Here is a 23,792-nt window from a genome sequence, read left to right as displayed (position 1 = left end):
CGTCAGAGGCGCGCCAGCCCCCTATCATGACGCCATGAGCGACACCGCGACCGCGACGATCAGCACCGGTACCCTTCGCGGCACGACGAGCGATGGCGTCCGCCGATTCCTCGGCATTCCGTACGCCGCGCCCCCGTTCGGCGAGAACCGCTTCCGTGAGCCGCAGCCCGCGGCATCTTGGATCGGCGTGCGCGAGGCGACCGCGTTCGGCCCGACGGCGCCGCAGCTCCCCTACGCCGGCGCCATCGGCGAACTGCTCGGCACGGTGCGGATCAACGGCGATGACGTCCTCACGGCGAACGTCTGGGCACCAGAGAAGGCCGACGGTGCGCCCGTCGTGCTCTGGATCCACGGCGGTGCCTTCGAGCGAGGAGCCGCGGCCCTGCCCACCTACGACGGCGCGGCGTTCGCGCGCGCAGGGATCGTGTTCGTGTCGATCAACTACCGGCTCGGCTCCGAAGGGTTCTCGGTGCTGGATGATGCTCCGCGCAATCTCGGCCTGCAGGATGCCGCGGCCGCGCTCGCCTGGGTGAGCCGTGAGATCGCAGCCTTCGGCGGGTCACCGGCGCAGGTCACTCTGATGGGCGAATCAGCGGGCGGCAGTCTCGTCGCGGCCCTGCTCGCCCGCGACGACAGCCGTCCGCTCGTCCGTCGTGCGATCATCCAGTCCGGTCCGCTTCAGGCGCAGAGCGCATCGAAGGCCGGTCGCGTCACAGCGCAGCTCGCTCGGCGCCTCGGCATCGCCACGACCAGAGCGGCATTCGCCGCCACGACCTCTGATCGGCTGCTCGAAGCTCGCCGCGTCCAGTCGGCCGGAGCCTCGCCGATGGGCGGCGCTCCCGGCTTCCAACTCGCCCTCGACCCGGATTCGCTTCCTCGCTCACCGCACGAGGTGCTCCCCGAGATCGAGACGCCGCTGCTCATCGGCACGAACACCGACGAGTACCGACTCTGGTTTCCGCCGGAGGCGCTCGACGGGATCACCCGCACGAAGCTGCTGATCGCCCGGCTGGCTCTCCGCATCCCAGGGCGCGCGGAGCGTGCGTACCGCGCCGAATGGCCGGAGGCGTCGACCGGCGAGATCTTCGGTCAGATCGCGACGGACTTCCTGCTGCGCGCGCCCGCCACACGCGTGGCGCTCGCCCGCTCGGCGCCGACCCATGTGTACGAGTTCGCGTGGCGGAGCCCCGTCCGCGACCTGCGAGCGGCGCACGCCATGGAGCTCGGCTTCGTGTTTCAGAGAGCGCACGACCCGGACTCCGTGCGGATGGCCGGACTCGAGCCGCCGCGCGCGCTCGGCCTGGAGATGAACGGCGCGTGGACGCGATTCATCGCGTCCGGCGACCCGGGGTGGGAGCCGTTCGGCTCCGACCGCCTCACCCGCCTGTTCGATGCGCGCACCGAGACCGTGGCGCAGCGGCGGATGGAGAGCCTCGATCTACTCCCCTAGTCGGTGAGCTCACGGACGACGGCGTCGGCGAGAAGCCGCCCCTTCAGGGTCAACCGGATCCGGCCCGAGATGGCCGCGCCCGCATCCACGAGCCCGTCGGCTATGAGGCCGGCCACGCGTGTGCGATTCGCCTCCGGGAGATCGACGATCGCCATGCCGTCCGAGAGTCGTGTCTCCAGCAGTACGCGCTCCAGCAGGTGCGACAGGGCATCTGGCCGCTCGGTGCCCGCCGCAGGTGATTCGGATGCCGCGAGCCGCTGAGCATATGCCGCGGGGTGCTTGACGTTCCACCAGCGGAGTCCTGCGACGTGGCTGTGGGCACCAGGACCGAAGCCCCACCAGTCGCTCCCCCGCCAGTACGCCAGGTTGTGGCGCGAGCGCTGGTCGACGGTGCGCGCCCAGTTGCTGACCTCGTACCAGTCGAACCCGGCGGCTGCCAGCCGCTCGTCGGCCAGCTCGTACATGTCCGCCTGCAGATCGTCGTCCGGCGCCGGCACCTCGCCGCGGCGGATCTGCCTGGCGAGCTTGGTGCCGTCCTCGATGATGAGCGCGTACGCCGAGATGTGATCGGACTCGAGCACGGTCGCGGCATCCAATGACGCCTCCCAGTCGGCGAGTGACTCGCCGGGCGCCCCGTAGATGAGGTCCACGCTGACGGCGAGACCAGCATCCTTCGCGGCATCCACCGCCGTGCGCACGTTGCCCGGCTGGTGGGTGCGGTCGAGCGCGGCGAGCACGTGCGGCACGGCCGACTGCATCCCGACCGAGAGCCGCGTGACACCGGCATCCGCCAGCGTCCTGGCGACTGCCGGCGTCACCGTGTCGGGATTCGCCTCGACCGTCACCTCTGCGCCCTGGGCGATGCCGAACGCCGAGACCGCGGCATCAAGCATCCGAGCGAGGTCCCCCGGGGGCAGAAGAGTCGGCGTCCCGCCGCCGAAGAACACCGTGTCCATGGGGCGCAGCGCACCGGCCTCCCCGAGCACCCGATGTGCGAGGTCGATCTCGGCTGCGAGAGTATCCGCGTAATCGTCCTGCCGAGCTCCTCGCAGCTCACTGGACGTGTAGGTGTTGAAGTCGCAGTATCCGCAGCGGACCCGGCAGAACGGCACATGCAGGTAAGCCGAGAACGGCACGCTCGCGTCGACGGGGAGGTCCACCGGAAGTCGGCCGTCGACCGGCGCCGGATCCCCGATCGGAAGTGGTCCGGCCATCAGAGCGGAGTCGCGTACAGCGGAGAGATCGCACGCAGATAGCGTGCGAACAGCTCCTTGCGGCGCCGCTTGATGAGCCAGGGCAGGAATCGGTATGTCACGGAGTTCGGCGCGTCGAAGGCGCGAACGGTGAACCAGACCTCGTCCGTGTCCTCATGCCACGCGATGTCGAACAGCTCTTCGCCGCTCACGACCGAACCGCCGACGGTTCCGAGCACGAGGCCGATGCGTCGTGCTTCCTCCGTGACCGAGATCACCCGCAGCTCCGCGTCGGCGCGCATTCCGGAGATCCTGCCGCGCAGATGCAGGGTCATGCCAGGGCCGGCGAACGGTGTGCCCTCGGCGTCGAAGCGCTGTTCGACTTCGCGCCTGCTGGGGGCGATCGGATTCCCCTCGGCGTCGAAGTCGACACCGGAGTATGCCGGACCCGACGCGGGTCGCACGTCTTCGACCGACAGGCCCGCCGCACGCTGCGCCGTCCACGACAGGAGGGCGTCGCCGGCGGTGCGGAATCGCTCCTCGCCGCTGCCCAGTCGCCAGGTCTCCTCGGCCGGGATGCTGCGCTCCGGCGGATACTGCATCAGGTCAGGGGCATGCGTTGCCCCGACGGCCGCATAGTCGACCGTGTCGTCTCGGAAAGTCCCGCGCCGCATGAGATCCAGACTACTTGCGTTACCTGAACGCCGCCCCGGACGGGGCGCGCCCTACTTCTTGTCCTTGCCGTCGACGTCGCCCGAGAGCGCTGCGATGAACGCCTCCTGAGGGACCTCGACGCGACCGACCATCTTCATCCGCTTCTTGCCCTCCTTCTGCTTCTCGAGGAGCTTCCGCTTACGGCTGATGTCACCGCCGTAGCACTTGGCGAGCACGTCCTTGCGGAGCGCGCGGATGGTCTCGCGGGCGATGATCCGAGCGCCGATGGCGGCCTGGATCGGCACCTCGAAGTTCTGCCGAGGGATGAGCTTGCGCAGCCGCTCGGTCATCAGAGTGCCGTACGCGTAGGCCTTGTCGCGGTGCACGATCGCGCTGAACGCGTCGACCTTGTCGCCCTGCAGCAGGACGTCCACCTTCACCAGATCAGCAGCCTGCTGACCTGCGGGCTCGTAGTCGAGGCTCGCGTAGCCCTGCGTCTTGGACTTCAGGTGGTCGAAGAAGTCGAACACGATCTCGCCCAGAGGCATCATGTACCGCAGCTCGACGCGCTCCTCGGAGAAGTACTCCATCCCGAGCAGCGACCCGCGACGCGACTGGCACAGTTCCATCACGGTGCCGACATAGTCCTTGGGCAGCAGGATCGCGGTCTTCACCATCGGCTCCGAGACCGAAGCGACTCGCCCGTCCGGGTACTCGCTCGGGTTCGTGACGGTGACGGTCTCACCCGTGTCGGTCGTGACCTCGTAGATCACGCTCGGCGCGGTGGTGATGAGGTCGAGGCCGAACTCGCGGCTGAGCCGCTCGGTGATGATCTCGAGGTGCAGCAGCCCCAGGAACCCGCAGCGGAAGCCGAAGCCGAGCGCCACCGAGGTCTCCGGCTCGTATTGCAGCGAGGCGTCGGACAGCTTCAGCTTGTCGAGCGCCTCGCGCAGCTCCGCGTAGTCGCTGCCGTCGATCGGATAGATGCCCGAGAACACCATGGGCTTCGGGTCCGTGTAGCCGGCAAGTGCCTCAGTCGCGCCGTCGCGGCTCGTCGTCACGGTGTCGCCGACCTTCGACTGGCGGACGTCCTTCACACCGGTGATGAGATAGCCCACCTCGCCGACGCCGAGTCCCTTCGACGGGATCGGCTCAGGGCTGGACACCCCGATCTCCAGAAGCTCGTGGTTCGCGTGGGTCGACATCATCTGGATGCGCTCTCGCGGCGAGAGGTTGCCGTCGATCATGCGCACGTAGGTCACAACACCGCGGTACGCGTCGTAGACCGAGTCGAAGATCATCGCACGCGCCGGAGCATCGGCGTCCCCCACCGGTGCCGGGATGTCCTGGATGATGCGGTCGAGCAGTTCCTCGACGCCGACGCCGGTCTTGCCCGACACGCGGAGCACGTCCTCCGGCTTGCCGCCGATGAGGTCTGCGAGCTCCTTGGCGAAACGGTCGGGGTCGGCGGCAGGGAGGTCGATCTTGTTCAGCACCGGGATGATGTGGAGGTCGTTCTCGAGTGCGAGGTAGAGGTTCGCGAGCGTCTGCGCCTCGATCCCCTGCGCCGCGTCCACCAGGAGGATCGCTCCCTCGCAGGCGGCGAGAGAGCGCGAGACCTCGTAGGTGAAGTCGACGTGGCCGGGTGTGTCGATCATGTTCAGCGCGAACGTCTCGCCATCGGCTGCCCACGGCATCCGAACGGCCTGGCTCTTGATCGTGATGCCGCGCTCGCGCTCGATGTCCATCCGGTCGAGGTACTGGGCGCGCATGTCGCGGTCGGACACCACCCCGGTGATCTGAAGCATGCGGTCCGCGAGGGTCGACTTGCCGTGATCGATGTGGGCGATGATGCAGAAATTCCGAATCTGAGCCGGCGGCGTCGCGGCAGGCGAGAGCGGAGTGAGAGCGCGTGGAGACATGTCTCCTGCAGTCTACGGTCAGGGGACCCTGATGCTCGATTCGTGGAAAACCGGTGATAGTCTCGCGAGGTTGCCCTGCACAGATCGGCGAAACCGAGTGTCAGTTGCAACCCGACTCCGTGCCAGTCGCCGGCAGGATCATTCGCACAATCGAGTCTGAGGTGTTTGAATACATCCGACTCAGCGTTGCGTCGGCCGATCCCGAGCGCGCCTGCAAAGAGAAAGACATCACCCTTGATCAAGTATCTCCTGCGCCGATTCCTCGGCTGGCTGCTGATGATCGTGGTGGCGACCAACATCACGTTCTTCCTGGCTTGGGGCTTCCTCAACCCCCGGAACAACTTCGTCGGTCGACGCCCTCCGCTCAGCGAAGAGCAGATCGTCAACCTCCTGAAGCCACGCAACCTCAGTGACACCGTCCCGATCTGGGAGCGATGGTGGAACTGGTTCAGCTCCATCCTCTTCCGCTGGGACTGGGGCGTGAGCCCCACCGGCGGCTCGATCAACGAGCAGATCGGCTACCGCATGTGGGTCAGCGCAGAGCTCGTGCTCGGCGCCACGGTGATCATGACCGTGCTCGGCATCGCGCTCGGCGTCTACACCGCATCCCGCCAGTACAAGCTCGCCGACCGCATCGGCCAGGCGACCTCGATCATCACGATGAACATCAACGTCATCGTCGCGGCCCTCGGCCTCGTGCTGCTGGCGATCGCGATCAACGATCTGTTCGACGCGCGCATCTTCTTCGTCACCGGCTCCTCGAGCAAGGGGGTGGAGGGCTTCTTCCCTGTCCTCATAGACAAGCTCCAGCACGTCACGCTGCCGACCATCGCGCTGGTGATCACCGGCTACGCCGGCACGCACTTCCTGCAGCGCACCCTGCTGCTGGACAACATCAACGCCGACTACGTGCGCACCGCACGCGCGAAGGGCCTGACTAAGCAGCAGGCCATCCGCAAGCACGCGCTGCGCACGTCGCTCATCCCGGTGGCGACCCAGGTCGCGTTCAGCATCCCCGGAATCTTCACCGGCGCGATCCTGACCGAGACGATCTTCGCCTGGAACGGCATGGGCAAGTACTTCATCGAGACGATCGTCAAGAGCGATATCAACGGTGTGGTGGCTGTCGCCGCGTTCAGCGCCGTCATGGTCGCCATCGGCGCGATCCTTTCCGACATCATCGTCGTGGTCCTCGACCCGCGAGTGAGGGTGAGCTGAGCATGAGTGAATTGATCGACCCCACCGTCACCGTCGCCGCAGACCCCGCGCCCGAGAAGACCTCGGGCGGCAAGCCGCTGTCGAAGTGGACGCTGTACACCCGGCGCTTCATGCGCAACAAGCCCGCCGTCGGCGGCATCATCATCTTCCTGCTGCTCGTGGTCTTCGCGATCGTCGGACCGCTCATCGCGAAGTACGACCACATCGAGCTCGACTTCCTGAACCTGGGAAGCCCGCCGTCGGCGGAGCACTGGTTCGGCACGACGGCCTCGGGCAACGACACCTTCGCCCAGGTCGCCATCGGACTGCAGCGCTCGCTCATGATCGCCGTCTCGGTCTCGCTGGGAACGACGATCCTCTCGGCGATCATCGGCACGGCCGCCGCGTACTTCGGCGGCCGCACCGAGAAGATCACCCTCCTGGTGATCCACTTCATGATGGTGGTCCCCAGCTTCCTCATCCTCTCGCTGCTCTCCAACCGCTCCGGTGGTGACTGGCGAGTGATCGCACTGATCATGATCTTCGTGACGGGCTGGTACTTCCCCGCCCGCGTCGTGTGGACCACCGCGCTCTCCCTTCGCGAGCGCGAGTACGTGCACGCTTCGCGCTACATGGGCGTGGGCGGCTTCAAGATCGTGCTGCGCCACCTGATCCCGAACATCGGATCGCTGCTGGTCATCAACTTCACGCTCGGCATCGTCGGGGCCGTGATGGCCGAGACGGGTCTGTCGTTCATCGGCTTCGGTGTGAAGATCCCCGACGTGTCGCTCGGCTCGCTGATCGGCTCCGGCGCGAACACCATCACGAGCGCACCCTGGCTCTTCTACTTCCCCGCTGCGGCGCTGACGCTGCTCACCGTCTCGATGGCACTCGTGTCCGACGGTCTGCGCGACGCCCTCGATCCCACCTCTGCTGCAGGAGGCCGCGCATGAGCGCCATCATCTCGGTTCGCGATCTCAAGGTCAGCTTCGCCTCGGAAGCAGGACGAGTGGATGCCGTCCGCGGCGTCTCCTTCGACCTCGAAGAGGGCAAGACCCTCGGCATCGTCGGCGAGTCCGGATCCGGAAAGTCCGTGACCTCGCTCGCGATCATGGGCCTCCTCGACGAGAACGCCAAGGTCACAGGCTCGATCATCTACGACGGCCAGGAGCTCCTGGGCAAGTCGGACAAGCAGATGTCGGTCATCCGCGGCAACGGCCTCGCGATGATCTTCCAGGACCCGCTGACCTCCCTCACCCCCGTGTTCACGATCGGCGATCAGCTGATCGAGGCGCTCACCGTGCACCGCGGCCTCACCAAGAAGCAGGCCTGGGATCGCTCGATCGAGCTGCTGACGCTCGTCGGAATCCCGCAGCCGGAGAAGCGCATGAAGGGCTTCCCGCACGAGTTCTCCGGCGGCATGCGCCAGCGCGTGGTCATCGCCATCGCGATGGCGAACAATCCGAAGCTCATCATCGCCGACGAGCCGACCACGGCTCTCGACGTCACCATCCAGGCGCAGATCCTCGATCTGATCGAGAAGGCGCAGCAGGAGACGGGCGCCGCGACCATCATGATCACCCACGACATGGGCGTGGTGGCGCGCATGGCGGACGACGTCATGGTGATGTACGCGGGCAAGCCGATCGAGCACGCGCCGGTCGGCGAGCTGTTCCATCACACGCGGATGCCGTACTCGATCGGTCTGCTCGGCGCGATCCCTCGCGTCGACAAGGCCGAGAAGGAGCCGCTGGTACCGATCAAGGGCAACCCTCCTCTGCTGATCAACCTCCCCGACGCCTGCCCGTTCGCCGACCGCTGCCCGATCGCGATCGACGCGTGCCGAACCCGCGAGCCCGACCTCGTCGAGGTCGCGACCGGCACCGGCGCCGCGCACCAGGTGGCGTGCATCCGTGCAGACGAGATCACCGACGGCGGCATCATCGGCGGTCTGCCGGTGTACCCGGTCCGCGAGGCGCCCGAGAGCGCTCTGACGCGCACGCCGCGCGAGCAGCGTCCGGTCACCCTCGACGTGCGCAACCTGAACAAGTCGTTCCCCCTTCTCAAGGGCGCGTTCCTCAAGCGCAAGGTGGGCGAGGTCCACGCCGTCAAGAACGTCACCTTCGATGTCCGCGAGGGCGAGACGATGGCGATCGTCGGCGAGTCCGGTTCGGGCAAGACCACGACCCTGCTGCAGATCATGGATCTGGTCAAGCAGAACGACGGCGACATCATCATCAACGGCACCAGCGTGAACGACATCACGAGCCGCAAGGTGGAGCGTGAGGTCCGCCGCGACATCCAGATCGTGTTCCAGGACCCGATGGGCGCCCTCGACCCTCGTATGACCGTCGCCGATGTGATCGCCGAGCCGCTGCGCGCCATCGGCACGCCGAAGGACGAGGTCCACCGCCGCGTCAAGGAGCTGATGGACATCGTCGGCCTCAACCCGGCGCACATCGATCGCTTCCCGGGTGCGTTCTCCGGTGGTCAGCGCCAGCGCATCGGCATCGCCCGGGCTCTGTCGACCAACCCGAAGATCATCGTGCTCGACGAGCCGGTCTCGGCTCTGGATGTGTCGATCCAGGCCGGCGTGATCAATCTTCTCGACGAGTTGAAGGTCAAGCTGGGCCTGTCGTACCTGTTCGTCGCGCACGATCTGTCCGTGATCCGGCACATCGCCGATCGCGTCGCAGTCATGTACCTGGGCGACTTCGTCGAGCACGGCGATGTGGACGAGATCTTCGAAAATCCGAAGCATCCGTACACCCAGGCACTGCTTTCGGCCATCCCGGTGCCCGATCCCGACATCGAACGCAGCCGCGAGCGACTGATCTTCAACGCCGACACGATGCAGGCCGAGCCCGTCGCGCACTGAGATTGTTAACGGCCAGTAACGCTCGGTCACCGTCCGATAACAGTTAGGCGCGATTCACTCTGCGCAGGCCAATTCGGCGACGGTGCGAACTATTCTCGCCTTATGACACGCCGAAAGGCGAAAGGAGCACCATGAAGCAGCACAAGCTGATGGGGGCGATCGCGTTCAGCGGAGCCCTCGCACTTGCCCTCGCGGGCTGTGCAGCTGGCACCGGAGACGACAACGGTGACAGCGGCAATGAGCCCGTCGAGACCAAGGCGGCGGACTACAACCCGCAGGAGCGCGACGCGCTCCAGACGGGCGGAGAGGTTCGCTTCCCGATCAACGAGATCCCGGAGCAGCTGAACGCGTTCAACGGAGACGGTTCTGCTGACACTGCCCGCGTCGCGGCGTGGTACACCCCGCAGATTCTGTTGCAGGAAGCCGACGGAACGCCGTACAAGAACGACGCGTACCTCGACGAGTGGAAGATCGACACGGTCGACGGCAACACCCAGATCACCTTCACCTTCACGGATGAGGCGCACTGGAACGACGGCACCGACATGGATTGGACCGCCATCGAGGCCACGTGGAAGGCCAACAACGGCACCGACGAGGCGTTCAACCCGAACGCGACCGACGGCTACAAGGCCATCACCTCGGTCGAGCAGGGCGACTCCGCCAAGACGGCGATCGTGACGTTCGACGGCGAGTTCGCATGGCCGGAGATGCCGTTCCTGACGGGCATCATCCACCCCGCCCTGGCCGACCCCGAGACCTTCAACACGGCCATGATCGACAACCCGCACCCCGAGTGGGGCGCCGGTCCGTACAAGGTCGACGAGTTCGACGCGAACTCCGACTACATCTCGTTCGTCCCGAACGAGGAGTGGTGGGGCAACGAGCCGCTGCTCGACAAGGTCTCCTTCCAGGGCATGGACGCCGCGGCTTCCATCAACGCCTTCAAGGCTGACGAGATCGACATGGTCGGTGTCAACACCAAGGACCGCCTCGAGCAGGTCAAGGACATGGATGACATCACGATCTACCGTGCCACGCAGACCGCGAACACGCTGATCCAGGTCGACGCCGACAAGCCGCAGTTCTCGGACGTCAAGGTCCGCGAGGCGTTCTTCAAGGCGATCAACATCGACCAGCAGAAGGAGATCGCCTGGAACGGTCTGGACTACGAAGAGGAGCCCGCAGGGTCCCTGACGCTGTTCCCGTTCCAGCCCGGTTACTCCAACGCGCTGGAAGAGGCCGGCTGGAAGTACGACCCCGACGCAGCCAAGAAGCTTCTCGATGACGCCGGCTGGGCCGAGGGCGAGGACGGTGTCCGCGAGAAGGACGGCGAGAAGCTCTCCGTCGTCTACCCCGTGTGGAGCGACGACGCGACCGCTGAGGCGCTCGCGAAGGCTCTGCAGGCGCAGATGAAGGAGGTCGGCATCGACCTTCAGATCGACATCCGCCCGTCGACCGACTTCTCGGCCGACTACACCTCGAAGAACTGGGACGTCTCGTCGCTGCGCTTCACCTCGTCCGACCCGTTCGGTGCCGCCTGGTTCTGCCAGCTGTACTGCATGGACATGGGCCTGAACCTCTCGGGTGTTCAGAACGAGGAGACCGACCAGCGCATCCACGATGAGGTCGAGTCCCTGCCGACCGCTGACGAGCAGACGGCTGCGGCCATGAAGCTCGAGGCGGAGATCTTCCAGGAGTGGGGCCTCATCCCGCTCTACAACGGTCCGTCGATCTCGGCGGTCAAGACCGGTCTTGCGAACCTCACCCCTGAGCCCTACGTGGGCCTGGACGGCTTCGGCGTCCAGCCGGTGGAGAACGTGGGCTGGGAGAAGTAAGCACTTCTGACAGCAGAGGCGGGGTCGCAGGTTCTTCCTGCGGCCCCGCCTCTTCGTATGCTGTGACCATGAACGTCCAGGTCGTCCTCGTGCACGGCATCCGCACGTCGCGCACGATGTGGCGTTCGCAACTGGCCCACCTCGCCGAACGTGGCATCTCTGCGGAAGCGGTGGATCTGCCAGGACACGGCTCGCGCATGGCCGAGACCTTCACGTTGGACGGCGCGTTCACGACCATCGACGATGCGGTGCGGGATGCCGCGACGCGAGGCCCCGTGCTGCTCGCAGGGCACTCCATGGGCGGCCTGGTGTCTGTGGCGTACGCCGGATCGGAGGCCGCTCCCCCGGTGTCCGCATTCATCGGCGCATCGTGCACGGCGTTCCCCCGCGGTGCGGGCCTTGCCACCTACCGCACGCTCGCGCGTGCATTCGACTCCCTGCCCGACCGTGGCATGTGGCTCACCAACCGCGTGCTCCGGGCGACGATCCCCGAGGCGACGCGGCCGGACTTCGCCGCAGGCGGTTACGCGCTGGATGCCCAGGACATCGCTCTCGGGAGTCTGGGCGCACTGGACCTGGCCGCGGACCTTGAGCGCCTGACGATGCCGGTGTGGTGGATCAACGGTCAGTTCGATCAGCTGCGGATGCAGGAGCGCCTGTTCCGTCGGCTCGCCCCGCACTCCGAGCTCATCGTGGTGCCACGGACCTCACACCTCGTCACGGCCATGCGGCCCCGCGTGTTCAACGCTCTGCTGGATGTGGCGATCGCGACGCTGGATCAGAAGGCGCCCGTGCAGGACGCACCGCGACCGTCATGATCGCACCGAGCACCGACAGCACACCGGCTGCCAGGAACAGCAGCCAGAATCCGCCGACGAGTGCGACAAGGCCCGCACCGAGCAGCGGCCCGAGCAGCTGACCGAGGCTCGCCGAGACGTTCACGACTCCCAGGTCGCGGGCGTGGTGCTCAGGACGCGGCAGCAGATCCGTCGCGAACGCCAGGCTCACCGCCATGTAGGCGCCGTACCCGACGCCCATGACGGCGGCGGCGATCGCGGTGCCGATGAACGTGGGAGACACCAGGATCATGACCGCCGACAGCGCCTGGATGAGCGCGGCGATGATGACGATGGACTTGCGTCTGCCCGTGCGGTCCGAGATCGCTCCGGCGATGAGGGATGCCACCACCACGAAGATCGTGTAGATCACGATGAGCACCAGCAGGTCGTCCTCGGCGCTCTCGGCCGGAGAGCCGACGCCGTAGAGCAGGAAGAACAACAGCAGCGCCGTTCCCAGGGCGTTTCCGAGGTTCACCGTCAGGCGGCTGGCGAGCACCCATCCGAAGTCCCTGTCCTGCAGGGCGCCGAGCCGGTGTCGCCATGTCGGTCGCTCCGCGCCAGCGTGGGCGGACGCAACCCGCACTGCGGGTTGCGGATCGGGCAGGATCAGCGCGGTGCCGACGCCGATGACGAGGATGAAGCCCGCCAGCGCCACATAGCTCGCGCCGATGCCGAGGCCGAGCAGAACGACGGCGCCGACGCCTACGACGATGCCGACGGCCTGCGCCGAACTGACCAGCGCAGATGCCGTGCCGCGCTGCGCGAACACCTGATCGGCGATCATCGCCGTCAACGCCGCTGAGAGCACGGCGATGCCGACGGACACGCCGATCCAGGCTGCACCGACGCCAACCGGGTCACTCGCCGCGCCGGTCAGCAGAAGAGAGGCGGCGGTCAGCATCGTTCCCCCGATCGCCCACGGGCGCCGCCTCCCCCAGCGCGACGTCGTCCAGTCGGACAGCATCCCGGCCAGCGGGCCGGCGATCACACCGGCCAGGCCTCCGATCGAGAGGATGAGTCCGGACCAGATGACTCCGGTGATCCAGTCACTCGGCCCGCCAGGCGTGTCCAGCTGCAGAGGCAGCAGAAGCTGCACCGGCGTGAGCTGCACCGTCCAGACGGCGAGCCAGGCCACGCCGAACAGCGTCAGCCAGAGTCCGCCCACGCGTCCGCCGCGCGGCGCGAGGGCGTTCACCGGGCACCCGCGATCAGGTCGCGGTACCAGCCGAACGACGCTTTCGGCGTGCGTCGGGAGCTCGCGTGATCGACGTGCACGAGCCCGAACCGCTGCGTGAAGCCGTCTGCCCATTCGAAGTTGTCGAGCAGGCTCCACACCGTGTACTCCTCGACGTCGACACCCTGAGCGACGGCATCCCCCACGGCATCGATGTGCCTGGCGAGATAGGCGATCCGCCGGTCATCGTCGAGCGGGCCGTCGACCTGATCGGGTTCGGGGAACGAGGCGCCGTTCTCACCGATGATGATCGGCGGCAACGCATCGCCGTACCGCTGTCCGGCGTCGACGAGGAACGCGGTGAGACCCTCGGGTGCGATCGGCCACAGCTCGCCGAAGCCGGTGTGCTCGAGTCCGGGCGTCGCGACCTGTGCGAACGGCACCGGCGACCCTTCGGGTGCGGCGGCGATCGTGGTCGGGTTGTAGTAGTTCACCCCGTAGAAGTCCGATGCCGTGGCGATGGCGTCCATATCGCCGTCTCTGATCGGCATCCGGACGCCGAGCGCTGAGAGATCGGGGTACTCCCCCGTGAGAACCGGATCTGCGAACAGACGGTTGTGGATGAGGTCGTACACGTGCGCTGCCGTGAGATCCGCGTCCGACTCCGATGCCGGGCGCACCTCGGTGTGGTTGTTCACGATGCCAACCGACCCGGCTCCTCGTGCGCGGAGAGCGGCGACGGCGCGACCGTGTGCGAGCAGCTGGTGGTGCACGGTCGGAAGGGAGTCGAACAGCAGCTGCCGGCCCGGCGCGAGCTCTCCGATCGCGTAACCCTGCAGCGTCGTCGAGACGGGTTCGTTGATCGTGTACCAGTTCTTCACCCGATCGCCGAGGCTCGCTGCGACGACATCGACGTAGGCTGCGAAGCGTTCGGCTGTGTCGCGTGCGAGCCAACCGCCCTGCGCCTCGAGGTCGACGGGCAGATCCCAGTGGTAGAGCGTCGGGAACGGCGTGACCCCGGCTTCCAGCAGACCGTCGACCAGTCGGTCGTAGTACGCGAGGCCGGGCGCGGACGCCGGTCCGGTGCCGTCCGGCTGCACCCGCACCCACGAGATCGAGAACCGGTACCGATCGACTCCGAGATCGCGCAGCAGGGCGATGTCCTCGTCGCTGCGGTGATAGCTGTCCGGCCCTGGTTCGGCCGTCGAACCGTCTCGGATCCGCCCTGCGGTGTCGACGAAGTCGTCCCAGATCGAGCGGCCGCGGCCATCCTCTGCGCGGGCGCCTTCGATCTGAAACGCCGCTGTGGCGGCTGACCATCGCACGCCAGTGGGCACACGGGGACTCAGGGTCGACGCATCCGCCATTCGGAGCTCCTTCGCTCGGGTACGCCCAGCTTGCCGCATCCGAATCGTCCGGCGCGAGCGACGCGCAATGGATCGCGCGCAGACCTGGTAGACTCGATTCTTGGCTTGCGTGTGGGTTCGTCCCTCACGACCGTCGGACGGCAGCCCTCTTCCTGCCCACGACACTTCCCATCCATCACTGAACGAAAGCTTCCACGCGTGGCAAACATCAAGTCGCAGATCAAGCGCAACAAGACCAACGAGAAGGCTCGCATCCGCAACAAGGCTGTGAAGTCCGAGCTCAAGACCCTCGTCCGCAGCACTCGCGAGGCCATCGCCAACGGCGACAAGGCCGCCGCAGAGGCTTCGCTGAAGGTCACCTCGAAGAAGCTCGACAAGGCCGTCAGCAAGGGCGTCATCCACGAGAACCAGGCTGCGAACCGCAAGTCCTCGATCGCCAAGCAGGTCGCCGCTCTCTGAGCTGAAGTCATCCCTGGAGGCCCGTCCCGTTCGCGGGGCGGGCCTCCAGTGTTTCCTAGGACTGTGACTCGATCACCGCTTCGGCCTCTTCCGGCTCGCCGGTGACGTCGTGGGCGAGCTGGTCTTCGAGGTCGATGCCTCCGAGAGGGTCTTCGCGCCACTCGCGCAGCTCCCAGCCGCTGTCCGAGTCGCCCTCGAGAACGCACATGCCGGTGTTGTGCAGTCGCCGGTGCGCGGCGGTCTCATCATCGACGTTCGCGGCTGTCCGTGCCGCCCAGACACGGATCGCCGCACCGTGGCTGACGACAGCAGCCGTCTCGTGCTGCTCTGCGATCTCCGCGATCGCCGCGTCGTAGCGGGCGAAGAAATCGTGCCCCGTCTCGCCGCCGGAGACCGCGTGCGCGAGATCACCCCGGATCCAACTCCACCCCGCTGTGACGTACGCCTGGACGGCCTCCGCGTCGTTGCGCATCTCGAAGTCGCCCGCCGAGATCTCCTCGAGCCCCTCGCGGACTCGGATGCCGAGGCCACGGGCCCTGGCGAGAGGCCGACCTGTGAGCTGAGTCCGTGTCAGCACGGACGCGTACACCCCGTCGATCCGCTCGCGCTCGAGGACTCGCGGAATCGCCGCGGCCTGTGCCTGGCCGAGGGCGCTGAGGCCCGCACCAGGGCGCGCGGTGTCGAGGGCTCCGATCACGTTGCTGGGGGTCTGGCCGTGCCGGATCAGAAGGAGTCGCATACCGCCAGCCTAAGCGGCGGTCCGTCGGCCCAGGATGCTGTGCGGGAGGTCACTCCCCGAAGGGAGCGCGGGTCGCGATCACGGTGACCATGCGCTCGAGCGCGAAGATCGGATCACGCGCGGCACCCTTGACCTCGGCGTCCGCCCTGGCGGTCGCCTGGATGGCGAGCCCGAGGGACCGCTCGTTCCAACCGCTGAGATCGCGGCGCGCGCGGTCGACCTGCCAATCCTTCATGCCCAGGCGCTGCGCGAGACTGCGGCTCGGTTCGCGCTGCCCTGCGACTCGCGCCATCGTGCGCAGCTTCATCGCGAATGCCGCGACCATGGGCACGGGGTCGGCACCGGAGTCGAGCGCGTGCCGCAGAGCGACGAGCGCCTCGCCGTAACGACCGGCGATCGCCGTGTCCGCGACGACGAAAGCTGAGATCTCGACCCGGCCGCCGTAGTACTTCGTGACGGTGTCTTCGGAGATGTCGCCCTCGACATCGCGGATGAGCTGCTGGCAGGCGGCGGCGAGCTCGGTGAGATCGTCGGCGAATGCTGAGACCAGGGCACGGAGAGCGTTCGGTGCGATGCGGCGACGGGCGGCTGCGAACTCCCCCGCGGCGAAGTCCACGCGGTCGCCGTCCCGTTTGATCGTCGGGCACGCGATCTCGATGCCACCGCCCGTTCCGGATCGGAGGGCGTCGAGCAGCTTCTTGCCGCGGACGCTCGCACCGGTGTGGCGGAGGATGACCGTCGCGCCCTCCTGCGGATGATCGAGGTAGGACACTGCCTCCTGGATGAAAGCATCCGTGCAGCGCTCGACGCCCGCCACCCGCACCAGGCGCGGCTCGCCGAACAACGAGGGCGAGGTCAGCGCCAGCAGCGTGCCCGGCGCGTAATCGTCGGCGCGCACGTCGCTGACCTCGAGTGCCGGGTCCTCTGCCCGCAGATAGTCGCGGATGCCGGCGATGGCGCGCTCAGCGCAGACCTCCTCCGGCCCGGAGACGAGCACGATCGGAGCGGGTCGCGGCTCTCGCCATGGCACCTGCGGGATCTTGGTGGCCTTGGCGCCTCCCCGTGCGGCGCCGCCACGGGATGAGGTACGGGGAGCGGCCATGGATACGAGCCTACTCGGGGTCGTCGACATCGGCCGTCTCGGCAGGGGCGTCTGCACGCTCGGTCCAGACGACGAGCTCATCGTCATCGACCCCGATCAGGATGCGCCCCTGCAGGTCCGTGCGCAGGCTCAACGCTCCCGCGGCTTCTGTCAGGGCGATCGTCTCCTGCCGCGGGTGACCGTAGTCGTTGTCGATGCCGGCGCTGAAGATCGCGATGCGCGCTCGGATCTGCGCATATAGGGCAGGGTCCTGGTCGGCGCTGCCGTGGTGCGCCACCTTCACCACCGCGTAAGCGCCGCGCAGCTGCTGTGCCAGCATCCGCTGCGGAACCGCGGACAGATCGCCGAGGAAGAGCGATCGGGGCACGTCCCCGCCGTCGAACTCGACGACGACACTGGCGTCGTTGCCGGCGGGGAACGCGGCCGAGTTCGGTCTCGGCCACAGCACGCGCCATCGCGACCCGCCGAGGGACCCGTGCATGCCGGTGGATGCACGGATGATCTCCGCCCCGCCGCGTTGCAGCTCGCCGAGCAGCCGTGTGTCGTCCGGTGCGGAGACGGGGCCGTGCAGCACGGCGTCGACCCGCCCGACGAGCGTCCAGGCGGCGCCGACGTGATCGGCGTCGAAGTGCGTGAGGATCAGCAGGTCGATGCGCTCGATGCCCAGCGCGCTGAGGCACGATTGAATCGGCTCCGGTTCCATGCCGGTGTCGATCAGCGCGATCCGACCCTCCGAGCGCACGACGAGGCCGTCCCCCTGCCCGACGTCGCACGCTGCGATCGACCAGTCCTCCGGAACCGTGGCTGCCACGAGAGGACCGGTGAGCAGCAATCGCGCACCGAGCAGTCCGCCGGCGACGATGAGCACCACGAACGACGCCGGCCGCGACCAGCGCCCCACGATGCCCTGGAACGGGGTCGCGCCGGCGAGCGCGATGCCGATCGCCGTGCTCAGCACGGCCACCAGGAGCGCAGAGCCGATGCCGGGGACGACGAGGGCGGTGCCGCCGGGGACCGCGGCCGACACGGTCGCCGTGGTCGCGATCCAGGCCGCTGGGAGCCAGGCGGATGCCGCGAACAGATCCGCGAGCGGAGGAATGGGCGCCGCGAGACAGGCGAGCAGACCGACCACGGTCGCGATGGGAGCGGCGGGGTCGGCGAGCATGTTCGCCGGGATGCCGATGATCGATTGCTGCTCGGCGAACAGGGCGATGATCGGTCCGCATGCGAGCTGCGCCGCCACGGGGATCCCGACGGCGAGAGCGAGGGGCTGCGGCATCCAACGTGACATCCCGCGCGCGAGCGGCGGGGCGAGCACGATGAGTGCCGCGGTGGCTGCCGCCGAGAGCGCGAAGCCCGGCGTCGTCGCGAGCCACGGATCCGAGACGAGGATGCCGGTCACCGCGAGGCACAGCACGCTGATGCCGGCACTCGGCCTGCCGCAGAGCAGCGTCAGCATCGCCAGTGCCGCCATCACCGATGCGCGGATCACGCTGGGCTCCGGTGTCACGAGCACCACGAACGCGGTCAGAGCCGTCAGCGCGAGCGCGACGCGCGATCCGCGGCCGCCGCCGCACAGTGCCACCAGCCAGAACACGGCACCGACGACGATCGCACAATTCGCTCCGCTCACGGCCGTGAGGTGGCTCAGCCCGCTCGTGAGCATCGCCGCGCCGAGCTCTTCCGACACCGCGCGCGTGTCGCCGACGGCGAGCCCCGGCAACAGGCCCGCACCCGGTTCGGGCAGCCTCGTCGCGCGCTCCACGAAGTCCTCACGCACCTGCGATGCGATGCCGAAGACGCCCTGAGCGGACTGCAGGATCTCCACCCGCATCCCGAACACGACCGCGGCTGCCCGCTCGCCCGCATCCGTCGCCATCGCATCGCCGGTGACGCGGATGACCGCTCCCAGGTCGAACCCGGGCTCTGGTTCGACCCCGACCCGCATCGGCACAGCGAGCGACTCCGGTGCCCCCAGCGTGCCCGCCCTGATGGACTGCACGTCGAACCACAGTCGGCCGTCGCTGCCGACCGAGGCCGACGAGGTGATCTCGCCGATCATCTCGATCACGCGTCCGTCGAGTTCTGCTGCGGCGTCTCGCTGCGGCACGGCGAAGCCCGCTGTCATCGCGGCTGCGGCCATGCCCAGCACGATGACCGCCCCGAGGCCGCCGCGTGCCCGCGTTCGCCCCCGCCGGAACATCAGAAACAGCGTCCACAGCCCGCCGATCAGCGCGAGACCGGCGCACCACCAGGACGCCTGCGGCACGAACACGCAGATCAGGGCGACGCCCCACACGAAGAGGGCGAGCGGCACAAGTCGCAGGTCGCGCACCCGCGTCGCGCCGTTCACACCCGCACCAGATCGCGCAAGCCTGCCAGAAGCTTCTCGCCGATCCCCGGCACGGCGAGCAAGTCGTCGACGGAACCGAACCGTCCGTTCGTCTCCCGCCAGTCGATGATGCGCTGGGCTATGGCTGGCCCGATGCGCGGCAGCGTCTCCAACGCGGCCTGGTCGGCATTGTTGAGGTCGATGAGTCCATCGCCGACGGGTTCCGATCCGCCTCCGTCCTCGACTGCTCCGGCCACCGGGACGACGAGCTGTTCGCCGTCGCTGAGCAGACGCGCGAGGTTCACCGCCTGAAGATCGGCGTCGTCGAGCGTGCCTCCGGCAGCTGCAAGCGCATCGACGACCCTGGCATCGGGCTCGAGTACGTACAATCCTGGATGCGAAACCTGCCCGAGCACGTGCACGTACAGCTCGCCGCCCGCGGTGACCTCGCCGTCGGATGCGTCGATCTGCACGGTCTGCGTCGGCTGCGCCTGCCCGCGCATGATCCCGAGCCCCACGGCTCCCGACAGCACGACGAGGCCGAGCACGACGGCCGCGCCGATGCTCAGCCGCAGACGCGCACGCGGAGCGGACGCGGTTTCAGTCGCTGGCACCCCGCAACGCTAGGACGGGTCAGGAATCGTCGGATGCCGTGAACAGCCGGTTCGGTGAAGAACCCGTGGTTCGTGCCGGATGTGCAGAGCGGCTCCGCTGCAGGGCCCTCAGCCCTTGACGGCGAAGTTCACCAGCTTCGGCGCGCGGACGATCACCTTGACGATCTCCTTGTCGCCGATCGACCGGATGACGCGCTCATCGGCGCGAGCCAGCGCCTCGAGCTCGTCGGCGGTGATCTTGGCCGGCACCTCGAGCTGTGCCCGCACCTTGCCGTTCACCTGTGCGACAGCGGTGATGGTGTCCTCGACGAGCAGCGCTGGATCCGCCTGACGCCACGTGACCAGACCGACGGACGGCTCGTGACCGAGCGTCTCCCACATCTCCTCCGCCGTGTGCGGGGCGATGAGGTCGAGCATGACGGCGACGGTCTCCACGGCCTCCCGGACGGCGGGGTCTCCAGCGCCGGCGCCCGTGTCCACGGTCTTGCGCGTGAGGTTCACCAGTTCCATGAGGCGTGCGACGAGCACGTTGAACTTCGTCTGCTCTACGAGCGCTGGCGCTTCGGCAAGCAGCTTGTGCGTGCCGCGGCGCAGCGCGGCATCGCCGTCCTTGAACAGCACGTCGACCGGGCTGGACACCTCGTGGCTCAGGCGCAGCGCGCGGGCGAGGAACTTCTGCGCGCCAGTGGTCGACACGTCCGCCCAGTCCTTGTCGTCCTCCACAGGGCCGGCGAAGGCGAGTCCGACACGCAGCGCGTCGGCGCCGTACTTGTCGAGTTCCTCCTGGAACAGCACGAGATTGCCCTTGCTTTTGGACATCTTCGCGCCGTCGAGGATCACCATGCCCTGGTTGATCAGGCTGCTGAACGGCTCGGTGAAGTCGATCAGCCCCATGTCGAAGAGCACCTTCGTGATGAATCGCGCGTAAAGCAGGTGCAGGATCGCGTGCTCGACGCCGCCGATGTAGCTGTCGACGGGAGCCCAGCGCGACGCCTCGGCCGGGTCGAACGCGAACTCCTCGCTGTTCGGAGACAGGAAGCGCAGGAAGTACCACGAGCTGTCGACGAACGTGTCCATCGTGTCCGCGTCGCGCAGCACCGGCTCACCGGACGCCGGATCGACGGTGCGCACCCACGACTCGGCTGCTCCGAGCGGCGATGAGCCCTTCGGCGACAGGTCCAGTCCCTCGACGCTCGGCAGCTTCACGGGCAGCTGGTCGGCGGGGACGGGGGTCACGGCGCCGTCCTCATGGTGCAGCATCGGGATCGGCGTGCCCCAGAAGCGCTGACGCGAGATCAGCCAGTCGCGCAGACGGTAGTTCTTCGCCGCGCGGCCGGTGCCTGCAGCGGTGAGCTGCTCGATGGCGCGCGCGATGGCGTTGCGCTTGGACAGGCCGTTCAGATCGCCGGAGTTGATCATCCGGCCCTCGCCGGACAGGGCGACACCGGTGGATGCCGGGTGCTGCTCGTCGAGAGCCTCAGCGGGCTCGATCGGCACGCCGTCCTCGTCGACGTCGATCACGGGCATCGCGCCGGTGATGGGAGCAGTCGTGTCGACGACGACCTTGACCGGCAGGTCGAAGGCGCGCGCGAAGTCGAGGTCGCGCTGGTCGTGCGCCGGCACCGCCATGACGGCGCCGTGGCCGTAGTCGGCGAGCACGTAGTCGGCAGCCCAGATCGGCAGCTTCTCGCCGTTGACCGGGTTGACTGCGAAGCGCTCCAGGAATACGCCGGTCTTCGGGCGATCAGTCGACTGCCGGTCGATGTCGGTGGTCTTCTGGACGTCGGCGAGGTAGCTCCGGAAACGCTCCTGCACCTCATCGGACGCGTCGGCCACGAGTTCTGAAGCCAGGTCTGCATCGGGGGCGACGACGAAGAACGTCGCGCCGTGCAGCGTGTCGGGCCTCGTCGTGAAAACGGTCACCGGCTCGTCGCGGCCTTCGATGCGGAAGTCCACGTCGGCGCCGATCGAACGGCCGATCCAGTTGCGCTGCATCTGCAGCACCTTGTGCGGCCAGCGACCCTCGAGCTGATTGAGGTCATCGAGCAGACGGTCGGCGTACTCCGTGATCTTGAAGTACCACTGGGTCAGCTTCTTCTTGATGACCTCGGCGCCGCAGCGCTCGCAGCGCCCGTCGACGACCTGCTCGTTCGCGAGCACCGTCTGGTCGTTGGGGCACCAGTTGACCGGACTCTTCTTGCGGTAGGCGAGCCCTCGATCGTGCAGCTGCAGGAAGAGCCACTGGTTCCACCGGTAGTACTCGGGGTCGGACGTGTGCAGCTCACGCGTCCAGTCGAACGAGACGCCGTACGCTTTGAAGCCCGTCTTCTGCTGATCGATGTTCTGGTAGGTCCACTCGCGCGGGTCGGCGCCACGGCGGATGGCCGCGTTCTCGGCCGGCAGACCGAACGAGTCCCACCCGATCGGGTTCAGGACGTTGTGGCCGCGGTGACGCCAGAAGCGCGCCACGATGTCGGAGTACAGGTAGTTCTCGGCGTGGCCCATGTGCAGGTCGCCGGACGGGTACGGGAACATCGCCAGCACGAACTTGCGCGGTCGACGGTCGTCCGCTCCCCCCGCGAGGAAGGTGTCATTGTCGGCCCAGTACTTCTGCCACTTGGCTTGGATGGCGTGCGGCGTCGACGACTCGTCGACGGGCTCGGCGGAGGCAGCGGAGAATTCAGACAACGAATGGCCAATCTCAGGGAAAGTCAGGAACTTCCAGGATATCGGATCGCCTGCGGCGCCAGGCCTCCGGAAGCTCCGCACCCAGCGCCGCGAGGGGCGCCCTGGCCTTGGTCGCGACCTCGTCGATCTCATCGGCCGCGATCGATCCCCAGGTGATGCCGCCGCCGGCGCCGACGACAGCATGGGCGTCGTCGACAACGATGCTGCGGATCACCATCGCCAGATCCACGGCGCCGTCGGCGCCGACGTAGCCGAAGCAACCGCTGTAGATCCCCCGCGGCCGGCCGGTCTCGAAGGCATGCAGCAGCGTCATCGCCGACAGCTTCGGCGCTCCTGTCATGCTGCCTGCGGGGAACGCGGCATCCCACAGCGCCTCCGTCGTCAGACCCTCGACGGCCGACCCGCTCACCGTGCTCACGAGCTGGTGGACCGCGGGATAGGACTCGACCGCCCAGAGCCCGTCGACACGGATGGATCCTGGCCGGCACACCTGCGACAGGTCGTTGCGCATGAGGTCGACGATCATGACGTTCTCTGCGCGCTCCTTGGGGCTCGCGAGGAGTTCCGCCGCGAGCGCGGCGTCCGATGCCGCATCTGCCCCCCGAGGACGCGTGCCCTTGATGGGACGAGTGCGGATCACTCCGCCCGAGGCGTGGAGGAACGTCTCCGGGCTCGCGCTCAGCAGCGCCCGTCCCCCGATCCGCACGAAGCCGCCGTGGTGTGCAGGTGTCGTTTCGCGCAGGCGGATGTAGGCGTCGACGGGGTCGTGGGCGCCGGGTACATCGAATCGCGTCGTCAGACACAGTTGATATGCGTCGCCGGCGCGGATGGCGTCCCGGCAGCGTTCGATCAGGTCCGCGTACTCGTCCGGCGTGTGACGGGCGGATGCCGTTGCGGTCGGCGTGAACGTTTCGTCTCGCTCCGCTCCCTCAATGCGTTTCGTCTCGCTTCGCTCGCTCACCGACACGGGGAGTCGAAGCCACTCGGACTCCGCATCCTGCAACTGCCACACGGCACCGCTGGAGTGTTCCACGGCGACGGCCGAGGTGACGCGCAGCCATGCCGGCCCGCCCTCTGACGCAGCAGCGGGTGCCCCGGCCCGCTGCGCCCCCGACTCATAGTCGAGCCAGCCGATCCAGCCGTTGCGGAACGGCGGCCCGTCATCAGAGGCAACCGCGACATCGAGCCGCACATGCCCCGGTCCCCCGGCATCCGGAAGCCCCGTACCGAGAAAGCTCCACCCCTCCGCGGCTCCGACACCGGCATCCAACCAGAAAACGTTCGCATGCTCGGCTGCGAGCGCGCGGAAGCGCTGCGACAGGTCGAACCGTTCACGGAGCACGATC

At 67.7% G+C, this 23,792-nt stretch carries 18 protein-coding genes; 7 read left to right on the top strand and 11 right to left on the bottom strand.

Features of this window, described 5'->3' with window-relative positions; all coding sequences use genetic code 11:
• Positions 1-34 precede the first annotated feature (34 nt).
• Complete coding sequence (locus tag KHB019_RS01040) at positions 35-1,450, top strand: carboxylesterase/lipase family protein (protein ID WP_337457918.1); 1,416 nt, start codon at positions 35-37, stop codon at positions 1,448-1,450.
• Here the strand turns inward: KHB019_RS01040 and hemW are convergent.
• The 3 genes from hemW to lepA are packed head-to-tail and all read right to left on the bottom strand — an operon-like array spanning position 1,447 to position 5,219.
• Positions 1,447-2,664 (bottom strand): radical SAM family heme chaperone HemW, encoded by a 1,218-nt coding sequence (gene hemW, locus KHB019_RS01035; RefSeq protein WP_337457917.1) that lies wholly within the window; start codon positions 2,662-2,664, stop codon positions 1,447-1,449. The two genes, KHB019_RS01040 and hemW, sit on opposite strands and share 4 nt — an antisense overlap.
• On the bottom strand, positions 2,664-3,317 hold the full coding sequence (locus KHB019_RS01030) for a DUF1990 family protein (protein ID WP_230102901.1): 654 nt from the start codon (positions 3,315-3,317) through the stop codon (positions 2,664-2,666). Before KHB019_RS01030 ends, hemW begins: the two co-directional genes overlap by 1 nt.
• Before the next feature lie 51 nt (positions 3,318-3,368).
• Positions 3,369-5,219: a translation elongation factor 4 gene (gene lepA, locus KHB019_RS01025; protein WP_325472145.1), complete on the bottom strand. Its 1,851-nt coding sequence runs from the start codon at positions 5,217-5,219 to the stop codon at positions 3,369-3,371.
• A 234-nt stretch (positions 5,220-5,453) separates the two neighbouring features.
• Here lepA and KHB019_RS01020 point away from each other — a divergent pair, with 234 nt between their 5' ends.
• From KHB019_RS01020 to KHB019_RS01000, 5 genes are all read left to right on the top strand, one after another.
• Positions 5,454-6,437 carry an ABC transporter permease gene (locus KHB019_RS01020; protein WP_230102903.1) on the top strand — a complete coding sequence of 328 codons (984 nt, stop codon included), beginning with the start codon at positions 5,454-5,456 and terminating at the stop codon, positions 6,435-6,437.
• Between the two features lie 2 nt (positions 6,438-6,439).
• Complete coding sequence (locus KHB019_RS01015; RefSeq protein WP_337457916.1) at positions 6,440-7,369, top strand: ABC transporter permease; 930 nt, start codon at positions 6,440-6,442, stop codon at positions 7,367-7,369.
• Positions 7,366-9,294, top strand: a complete 1,929-nt coding sequence (locus KHB019_RS01010) for an ABC transporter ATP-binding protein (RefSeq protein WP_337457915.1) — start codon at positions 7,366-7,368, stop codon at positions 9,292-9,294. The genes KHB019_RS01015 and KHB019_RS01010 overlap by 4 nt, the downstream gene beginning before the upstream one ends.
• A 131-nt stretch (positions 9,295-9,425) precedes the next feature.
• Complete coding sequence (locus tag KHB019_RS01005; protein ID WP_230102906.1) at positions 9,426-11,132, top strand: ABC transporter family substrate-binding protein; 1,707 nt, start codon at positions 9,426-9,428, stop codon at positions 11,130-11,132.
• 68 nt (positions 11,133-11,200) lie between these two features.
• Positions 11,201-11,950 carry an alpha/beta fold hydrolase gene (locus tag KHB019_RS01000; protein WP_337457914.1) on the top strand — a complete coding sequence of 250 codons (750 nt, stop codon included), beginning with the start codon at positions 11,201-11,203 and terminating at the stop codon, positions 11,948-11,950.
• On the opposite strand, the gene KHB019_RS00995 is transcribed toward KHB019_RS01000, so the two are convergent.
• Together KHB019_RS00995 and KHB019_RS00990 are read right to left on the bottom strand one after the other, a co-directional pair.
• Positions 11,874-13,166 carry an MFS transporter gene (locus KHB019_RS00995; RefSeq protein WP_337457913.1) on the bottom strand — a complete coding sequence of 431 codons (1,293 nt, stop codon included), beginning with the start codon at positions 13,164-13,166 and terminating at the stop codon, positions 11,874-11,876. The two genes, KHB019_RS01000 and KHB019_RS00995, sit on opposite strands and share 77 nt — an antisense overlap.
• A complete protein-coding gene (locus KHB019_RS00990; RefSeq protein ID WP_337457912.1) occupies positions 13,163-14,512 on the bottom strand; it encodes a GH1 family beta-glucosidase in 1,350 nt (449 codons plus the stop codon). The genes KHB019_RS00995 and KHB019_RS00990 overlap by 4 nt, the downstream gene beginning before the upstream one ends.
• A gap of 198 nt (positions 14,513-14,710) precedes the next feature.
• Between KHB019_RS00990 and rpsT the strand changes: the two genes are divergently transcribed.
• Positions 14,711-14,971, top strand: coding sequence for a 30S ribosomal protein S20 (gene rpsT, locus KHB019_RS00985; RefSeq protein ID WP_230102910.1), 261 nt, complete (start codon positions 14,711-14,713; stop codon positions 14,969-14,971).
• Between the two features lie 55 nt (positions 14,972-15,026).
• On the opposite strand, the gene KHB019_RS00980 is transcribed toward rpsT, so the two are convergent.
• The 6 genes from KHB019_RS00980 to KHB019_RS00955 all read right to left on the bottom strand — a co-directional run bounded on the left by KHB019_RS00980 (position 15,027) and on the right by KHB019_RS00955 (position 23,788).
• Positions 15,027-15,710, bottom strand: coding sequence for a histidine phosphatase family protein (locus KHB019_RS00980; RefSeq protein WP_337457911.1), 684 nt, complete (start codon positions 15,708-15,710; stop codon positions 15,027-15,029).
• A 49-nt stretch (positions 15,711-15,759) separates the two neighbouring features.
• Complete coding sequence (gene holA / locus KHB019_RS00975; RefSeq protein ID WP_230102912.1) at positions 15,760-16,812, bottom strand: DNA polymerase III subunit delta; 1,053 nt, start codon at positions 16,810-16,812, stop codon at positions 15,760-15,762.
• 10 nt (positions 16,813-16,822) lie between these two features.
• Positions 16,823-19,165 carry a ComEC/Rec2 family competence protein gene (locus KHB019_RS00970; RefSeq protein WP_337457910.1) on the bottom strand — a complete coding sequence of 781 codons (2,343 nt, stop codon included), beginning with the start codon at positions 19,163-19,165 and terminating at the stop codon, positions 16,823-16,825.
• Positions 19,162-19,758 (bottom strand): helix-hairpin-helix domain-containing protein, encoded by a 597-nt coding sequence (locus KHB019_RS00965; protein ID WP_230102914.1) that lies wholly within the window; start codon positions 19,756-19,758, stop codon positions 19,162-19,164. The genes KHB019_RS00970 and KHB019_RS00965 overlap by 4 nt, the downstream gene beginning before the upstream one ends.
• Before the next feature lie 108 nt (positions 19,759-19,866).
• Positions 19,867-22,446, bottom strand: a complete 2,580-nt coding sequence (leuS, locus tag KHB019_RS00960; protein WP_230102915.1) for a leucine--tRNA ligase — start codon at positions 22,444-22,446, stop codon at positions 19,867-19,869.
• A 13-nt stretch (positions 22,447-22,459) separates the two neighbouring features.
• The gene (locus KHB019_RS00955) at positions 22,460-23,788 is read right to left on the bottom strand and encodes an anthranilate synthase component I family protein (protein ID WP_337457909.1); all 1,329 of its coding nucleotides are present in this window, start codon (positions 23,786-23,788) and stop codon (positions 22,460-22,462) included.
• Positions 23,789-23,792: the final 4 nt, after the last annotated feature.

Origin of the sequence: Microbacterium sp. KHB019, from assembly GCF_037285405.1 — a bacterium.
Lineage (GTDB): Bacteria > Actinomycetota > Actinomycetes > Actinomycetales > Microbacteriaceae > Microbacterium.
The sequence above is the reverse complement of the archived record's forward strand: the minus strand, read 5'-3'. Positions and strand labels throughout refer to the sequence as shown.